At 59.7% G+C, this 6510-nt stretch carries 8 protein-coding genes; 2 read left to right on the top strand and 6 right to left on the bottom strand.

Going from position 1 to position 6510, the window contains the following annotated elements; genetic code table 11:
* Positions 1–73: 73 nt before the first annotated feature.
* Positions 74–637: a hypothetical protein gene (locus QJT78_RS37135; RefSeq protein ID WP_281460462.1), complete on the bottom strand. Its 564-nt coding sequence runs from the start codon at positions 635–637 to the stop codon at positions 74–76.
* A 599-nt stretch (positions 638–1236) separates the two neighbouring features.
* Here QJT78_RS37135 and QJT78_RS37130 point away from each other — a divergent pair.
* Positions 1237–1515, top strand: coding sequence for a hypothetical protein (locus QJT78_RS37130; protein WP_028153140.1), 279 nt, complete (start codon positions 1237–1239; stop codon positions 1513–1515).
* 232 nt (positions 1516–1747) lie between these two features.
* Here QJT78_RS37130 and QJT78_RS37125 read toward each other — a convergent pair whose 3' ends face one another.
* The 4 genes from QJT78_RS37125 to QJT78_RS37110 form a co-directional block, all read right to left on the bottom strand.
* Positions 1748–1954 (bottom strand): hypothetical protein, encoded by a 207-nt coding sequence (locus QJT78_RS37125; protein WP_080586742.1) that lies wholly within the window; start codon positions 1952–1954, stop codon positions 1748–1750.
* A 102-nt stretch (positions 1955–2056) separates the two neighbouring features.
* Positions 2057–2446, bottom strand: coding sequence for a hemerythrin domain-containing protein (locus QJT78_RS37120; protein WP_348652405.1), 390 nt, complete (start codon positions 2444–2446; stop codon positions 2057–2059).
* On the bottom strand, positions 2386–2619 hold the full coding sequence (locus tag QJT78_RS37115; RefSeq protein ID WP_281460460.1) for a hypothetical protein: 234 nt from the start codon (positions 2617–2619) through the stop codon (positions 2386–2388). Before QJT78_RS37115 ends, QJT78_RS37120 begins: the two co-directional genes overlap by 61 nt.
* Before the next feature lie 209 nt (positions 2620–2828).
* Positions 2829–3860, bottom strand: a complete 1032-nt coding sequence (locus QJT78_RS37110; protein WP_028153687.1) for a medium chain dehydrogenase/reductase family protein — start codon at positions 3858–3860, stop codon at positions 2829–2831.
* 368 nt (positions 3861–4228) lie between these two features.
* Between QJT78_RS37110 and QJT78_RS37105 the strand changes: the two genes are divergently transcribed.
* Entirely contained in the window at positions 4229–4633 is a 405-nt protein-coding gene (locus QJT78_RS37105; RefSeq protein WP_028153686.1) for an EF-hand domain-containing protein, read from the top strand.
* A 637-nt stretch (positions 4634–5270) separates the two neighbouring features.
* Here the strand turns inward: QJT78_RS37105 and QJT78_RS37100 are convergent.
* Complete coding sequence (locus QJT78_RS37100) at positions 5271–6509, bottom strand: HlyD family efflux transporter periplasmic adaptor subunit (protein WP_028153685.1); 1239 nt, start codon at positions 6507–6509, stop codon at positions 5271–5273.
* Between the last annotated feature and the right edge of the window lies 1 nt (position 6510).

Below are 6510 nucleotides of genomic sequence, written 5' to 3'. Positions count from 1 at the left end.
GAAAGTCATCGCCGGTGTAAAGTTCATCGACGGAATCGAAGTCATTCCGAACACTGAAAGCCACGCCGCCTGATCAGGCCGCGTCACCCAAAATCAGCCATAGCTCGCGAAAGGCTGGTGTTTCCCTTGCAGCATCCGAGACGACGTGACAGAGGCCGCAGGTCCCGCGAGCGAGCGCGCGACCCTGCGCGATCTGATCCGCGAACAGCTGATCGCTGAACGGCGAGTTGACCGGCACCTGGATGGTGATCGAACCGAATCCGCTGGCGCGGTGGCAGGCGTTGCATCCGTTCGTGAGATCCGAGTAAGCCTTGGCGAAAGCTGCACCATCCTTCTGTTGGATCGCGCGATCCAGAGATTGCAGCTGTTCGGTAGTTTGGGACGAGCGCAAGCCTTCGGAGGGAGGCGGCGTTGCCTTCCGCAAGCTTGCCTGGATTTGCCGAAGCTCATAATTCGCCAAGTCCCAGTTGCCTAGCTTTCCGGCCAACCATAATTTGATGTGTTGGAATTGTAGCGCGATCATAAGGTCGGACAGTTGGGGCGAGGTGCTGCCAGCCGACAAGTTCACCTGTGCTCCCGCATTAAATTGCGGGAGCATGGCGACAATCGCGGCGACCATCAGCGTCCGAAACTTCATGTCAGTGCTCGAGATGATGAGGCGATGCATTAACCAAGGACATCGAACGATTTCCTTGTCGATCCGCTCAAGCGGAACTGATCAGACGAGCAGGTTCGTAAAGAATGGTTCGGTGATCCCAGCCACTGACGACTCTGTCCTGTCAGGAGCGACGGCGGTGACAAATTCGCTTTTGCAGTTCCAGCAGCGCCAGAGCTCATGGGCCTCCTGAGCATTGACGCGTTCGTGCCACTCGAGGTGTACTAACCTGGAACGACAGCGAGGGCATTTTTCATCATGCGGTGTTGAGACCGGTGCCATATAGAAGCTCGCTCGTGTCCGGTGCGCAGCATGCGATCTTGGCAGTATGGCGAAATGATCTAGATCAACGATTTGCTCGTTCTTCCGGCAGCTGACGTGGAGGCGACCTTTGAGTTGCGCCTCGGCGAAATTGCGGATGATCATAGAGCCCCCTTACGGCGATTGGAGCATGCGACATCCGTTGTTGAGCTGGATCAATGCGGACCCGAGGAATTGGGGTTTGTAAGCATGCCGACCTCCTTTTCAGAAGCCCGGGGTTGATTTGCATTTCGCTCCGCGACGTCGACAGGAGAGCCACGATGTCCAGCAAAATTCATGCCGACGATCTGACCGCGGTTGTGCGCTACGCGCTCGAAACCACCCGTGCCACGATTGTCTGTCCTTTCCACGATCGGGTTATCATCCGCGTCGGCGACGATGCCGCCGAGAGCCATGCCTTTGAGCGGGCGAAAAGAATCATCAAGAGCGATGGCGAGTTCTGGGCATCGGACGTCCTCAGGGAAGAATTCGGCCGTCAACTCGGCGCCGCCACAGATGGCCGATGCCCGGAGTGCGATCGGAGAGATCCCGGCACCTGAAGACACGGCCCGGACTTGACTCGCGGTCTTCACTCACCACGGTGCCGGACGATCCAACAGACCTGTTCGCGCTTCGCAATTCCATCTGCTCGCCCGCGCCGCCCATCCCAGCGAACAACAAAGTGGGATCGAGTCGGAGGGTTCCGCGCAAACCGTGGCCGCAACCAGCCGGATCGCCAGTGCGGTACGGGCGAGAACGAACAAGAGCGACAGCCACGATTAGATTAAATGATTAGGCTTCGACGTACGGGACGGCGAAGTTGTCGCACATTGAGGTGAACGCTTGTTTTGCTTCAGCACTCTCGAAGAAAAAATGCGTCCCTTTGTCGCCACGGTCTATCCACCAGTCGATTTGTCGTCCTCGTGCAATGCGGAACGCTTCTGCACGCAATTGATCTAATTGCCTTCCGTAGGCTCGAACAATCACACAATCTGCCATTTGGACGCTCCATCAACTAGCCAACCCCACTGGGCGTCAATTCCTTTTGGCGTTTGCCTTGAAGCATTTTGATCAGAAATCATGCGGCCCTTGACTGCACTTCTAGTGCCGTTCAGCTTCGGACTCTTGCTCCATCCGCAAGATGCGCGCTCGTAGCGCGTCGAAGGTTTCTTCAGCAGCCTCGCTAAACAGCGGATCCTCATGATTCGTTGAGGCCGAAGCGATCTCAGTCCAATCTGACGGCTTTAGAACCCTAAGGGCGGCGGGGAAGAAATCGCGGTCTTCGATCATGATGTGACGCCGCTCGCTCTCTATGAAATCGCGAACGATGTTGTCCACATTTTGCCGAAGAATCTCCCGATCCGCCAGAACACTGTCGATCGCCTGAGCGACGCGGCGCAAACGCTGGGTCCCTTTTTGGTGCTCAAGCGTTAGATCGCCAACCCTTGCCGCCGCGGCTGGATCTCGAAGCTTAGCTTGGCAAAGACCAATTCTTCTTGGGGATGATGATACAGCTCCGGATAGAGCTCGAAGTAGCTGATGATCGCGCGAATGACCTCATAGTCGGGGTGGCCCCCACGATCGAAAATCTCAAGCTCGCGCTCAAGCACGGCGAGCAGCATCTCAATGTTGCGGTGTTCCCGGGATAGACGCTCAATGATCATTGCGACCTCCAATGGACCATTGAATGATGGAAGCTATCTTGAAAGCGATCCCAGTTTCTTGCGCTAGATCAAACACGGACGACCGGCCGTCGCGTCGTCTGGGACGACATACTGCTTTCTCGAGGGTCGAGGTAGCCGCGGACCGCGGCAAGACCGAATGCGCCTGACGGCACACGAGGTCTCGACGTCTACACCGTGAGCTCGCGCTCTCATTGATGGCGCGACGGCAGATCTGGGCAAAGGACGAGCTTTCCTTCCAGACCGCCCGCTTCCAGACGCCGGTGCGCCTCAGCAACTTCAGCGAAGGAGATTCGCTCGGCAACGCGTGGCTGAATGGCGCGAGCCGCCAACATTTCGAAGAGCCGCGCCAAATCTTCGCGGAACCAGGCCGGATGTCGCGCCCGCATCAAATTGATCGAGTAGAAGTAGACCCGCCTGCCGCCGGACAACCACCCCAATACATATAAGCGCGCCGTCCACGTCAAGATGCTGAACAGGCTACTGTGCGCCTGTACACCCGCCGTGTAGCCGTAGGCACAGAGCATGCCGCCCCGCTTGAGTGCCGCCAACGAGCGGCGACAGCCATCCTCTCCAATTCCGTCGAACACGACATCGAAGCCGCCTGGCACGACCTTCGTAAAGTCTTCGCGCTGGTAATCGATCGGCGTGCCGCCCAGTTCGCGCACCAATGCGGCGTGATCCCCACGCGCCGTGCCCCACAGCTCAAGCCCCGCCATCCTGCCGAGCGTGAGCAGCGCCTGGCCGACAGCGCCAGCCGCGCCATGCACGAGGACGCGCTGCCCCCGCTTCACGCGGGACGCGCGGTGTAGGAGTTGGTAGGCGGTTGTCCAGCTTAGGATCAAGGCGGCCGCCTCCGCCACGTCCACGCCTGGTGGCACGCGGGTCGCCTCCCCGGCCCGGAGGGTTCGGTAGGCGGCATTCGAGCCCACCACGGTCATGTCAGCTACTCGGTCGCCAAGCTTGAAGCCCGTTACGTCCGGTCCCAGCTGATCGATTTCCCCGACAACGTCGTAGCCCAGCACGAAAGGCGGCTTGAGAGAAATCGTTTGCGGATAAAGGTGACGCCGGATCACCACATCGGTGAACACGACGCTCGACGCAAGCACGTGAACTCGCACCTCGCCTCGGCCGGCCGTTGGAAGAGGAGCGTCGACCACCTCCAACCCGTCAGGATCGCCGAAGTACCTGATCTGAACAACCCGATTGCGCAGCTCTCCCACAGCGGATTTCCTTGGCTCATGGGGCATTCCGCGGCCGCTCAGGCCGTCCTCGGTAGCGCTAAATCATCGCCCGTAAGCCTGCTTTGGCATTGAGGAGGATCAATGCGTCAGCCCAGCTTTCCTTCTCGTCACCAGAACCGCTTGGTTTGACCGTTTACAGATTTTGCTCCTTTCGCGAGCTTACCCCCAACGAAAGCCCGCTTTGCGTTAAGATCCGCCATTCCCGGAAGTCGCATTCTGCCCCGAAGCGGCCCTGCACCCTGTCGTAGTGTGTGCGGGGTGCGTAAGCGAAAGCTGGGACCAGAGGATCAATATCACTCGTGCCGAATTTAATGGAGAAAGGCCAAACGTTTCGGAGGAGGTTCGAAATGTACACGCGCGCTTTAGGACTCACGATAACTGCTCTCATCCTGACGTACGGCGTTGTCGGTGCGATTGCACGGGACCGAATGACACCCCAGCCAGATCAGCAACAAATGCAGTCGCATCCCACGGGCCAGGCAGGCGCGAGCACGATGGGGCAAGGCGGCATGATGGGGCACGGAATGATGGAAGGACGTATGATGGGGCGCGGCATGATGTGCGGGAGCGCGATGGGATCACCTTTTATGATGCGTTTGATGTTTGCTCTGATGGACGCCGATGGCGATGGGACCATCTCACTGCAGGAGTTTCAGGCAGCTCACGAACGGATTTTCAAGGCAATGGATAGCAATAAGGATGGCAAGCTGGCCCTGGAGGAGATGCAAGCGTTTATACATGGGACCAGGTGATCGGCTCCGCGAGGATGGCGCGTTGTCGCGTCCGCCATCCGCCCGAAGAAACGAGCCTTAAGCTGTCAGGTCCGTGATCCGCATAATCGCGACCACATTATTGCACGCCTGTTCCTTCGTGCCTTGTTGCAGGTCCAGACAAAATTCTTCTTGCCTTAAAGGTCTTTCCCTCCGCTCAAGCCGAAGCTCCCCTTCGGTAATATGGCGGACCATAGCATTCATCATCGGGGACCCATAGTCTTCGACCGCGGCTGCACAATGATATCGCACATTCTTAAAACCTGGGATCAGGAATGGTGTCTCGCGTTCACATTCACGCACCACGACACCTGGCCAAGGGCGTCGTATCCAGCGCGCAGAGTTCGCGGTGAACGGTGGTGCGAGACCGAAAAGAGAACGGTCTCTAAGGGAGCATTCCCGCCGAAGCACCAGTGCTGCTCGGTTGCCCCGTACGGTGATTTCGGCACGTCCCGCTTCAAGGGCAGCGACATTCCACGTCACCTGACGCATCCGGGAAACAGGTGGGTCCGCACAAAGATACGACTGCCATGCACTCCCGAAGTGGGACTGCGGCTCCTTAGCGGAGTTGGGCCCATCGCCGGCGTGCGGGTCCCTCCCAACGTCCGCTTTGCGCTAGTCATGGTGCGCCTCGCTGCGCAATCCTGCTTCCGCCGGCAATTCGGTCGCTTGGATGTACGACGACGCGATCCCCCGCGGTCAGTCCAGACACCACCTCGGCGAACCGGTTATTGCGGTGACCAATATCAACTGGCTTGGCCCGCGCACGACCGTTCTCATCGGCAAAAACGGCCCACTGATCACCCTTTCGGAATAGGGCGCTTACCGGCACGGTCAGGACGTCCTGAGCGCTCCAAGTGGTCACGTGGACCGCGACACGGTAATCGTGACCTAGTTGCGACCAAGCCTGCGGCGGGTCATCGAAATCGACGGTTACCCGGACCCGCTGTTCCTCAATCCCTAGCGCCGAGACCTTCAGGAAGCCAGCGGGGTCCACACGCACGACCTTCCCCTTAATGGGCTGCCCGCCCCAGCCGTCGATTCGGACCGGCGCGCCCACCTTGATCTGGACGGCGTCCGTCGAGAGCAGGTCCGCCACCACCTCCAGATCAAGAGGATTGCCGATGTCGACGAGGGGCGTCCCAGGCAGGACCGTCGCCTCGCTGTCCTGGATGATCTTCAGCACCCTTCCGCTCGCCGGCGCGAGCACCCTGACGCAGCACGTTGGCTCCGCCGATGGGGAGGCATTGGCCGGGTCCATCAACCGCGCCGCGAGGCTGGTGCGCACCGCGCGACGCATGTCGACCTGAGCCTTGGCACTCGCCAAAGCGGCCTCGTTCGTGGCCACATCGAACTTCGCCTTGTCGAATGCTTGGGTGGAGATGGTCTGCGTCCGCGAGAGCGTCTGCGCCCGCTGGAATTCAGTCCGCGAGAAATCCAGGGCAGCTTCGATCCGCTGCACCTCGGCCTCTTGCTGCTGGATGGCGGCGTCCGCAGCCAAGACCTCGGCTTGAAGCTGGTCCCGCGACCGGACGTCGATGAAGCCGGGTAGCGTCGGCTGCATTAGGGCAATGACGGTCTGGTTGGCGACCACCTCGTCGCCGACGTGAAGCGAAGGTCCCTTCTCGCCGAGCGGATGCGAAATTCTAAGTACCTTCCCAGCGATGGGCGCCGAGACGGTGTAGATGTGGCGGACATGGGTCTTGCCGTCGTCGTCCGCCGTGACTTCGATCGGGCCCTTTGCGACGGTGGCGAGATCGACGAGAACCGGCCGGGGCCAGGCGAACCAGGCCAGCCCTCCCGCGATCGCGGCTAGGGCTGCAGCGCCGATAATACGTTTGGTCCAGTCTGCCGGCATG

The sequence above is a fragment of the Bradyrhizobium sp. Mp27 genome (assembly GCF_029953005.1).
In the GTDB taxonomy this organism is placed as follows: Bacteria; Pseudomonadota; Alphaproteobacteria; order Rhizobiales; family Xanthobacteraceae; genus Bradyrhizobium; species Bradyrhizobium barranii.
The sequence above is the reverse complement of the archived record's forward strand: the minus strand, read 5'-3'. Positions and strand labels throughout refer to the sequence as shown.

Bases quoted from the DNA above. Each gene is read 5' to 3' on its own strand.
- QJT78_RS37100 (WP_028153685.1), bottom strand. From the start codon at position 6,509: ATGCCGGCAGACTGGACCAAACGTATTATCGGCGCTGCAGCCCTAGCC.
- QJT78_RS37125 (WP_080586742.1), bottom strand. From the start codon at position 1,954: ATGGCAGATTGTGTGATTGTTCGAGCCTACGGAAGGCAATTAGATCAA.
- QJT78_RS37115 (WP_281460460.1), bottom strand. From the start codon at position 2,619: ATGATCATTGAGCGTCTATCCCGGGAACACCGCAACATTGAGATGCTG.
- QJT78_RS37130 (WP_028153140.1), top strand. From the start codon at position 1,237: ATGTCCAGCAAAATTCATGCCGACGATCTGACCGCGGTTGTGCGCTAC.
- QJT78_RS37135 (WP_281460462.1), bottom strand. From the start codon at position 637: ATGAAGTTTCGGACGCTGATGGTCGCCGCGATTGTCGCCATGCTCCCG.
- QJT78_RS37105 (WP_028153686.1), top strand. From the start codon at position 4,229: ATGTACACGCGCGCTTTAGGACTCACGATAACTGCTCTCATCCTGACG.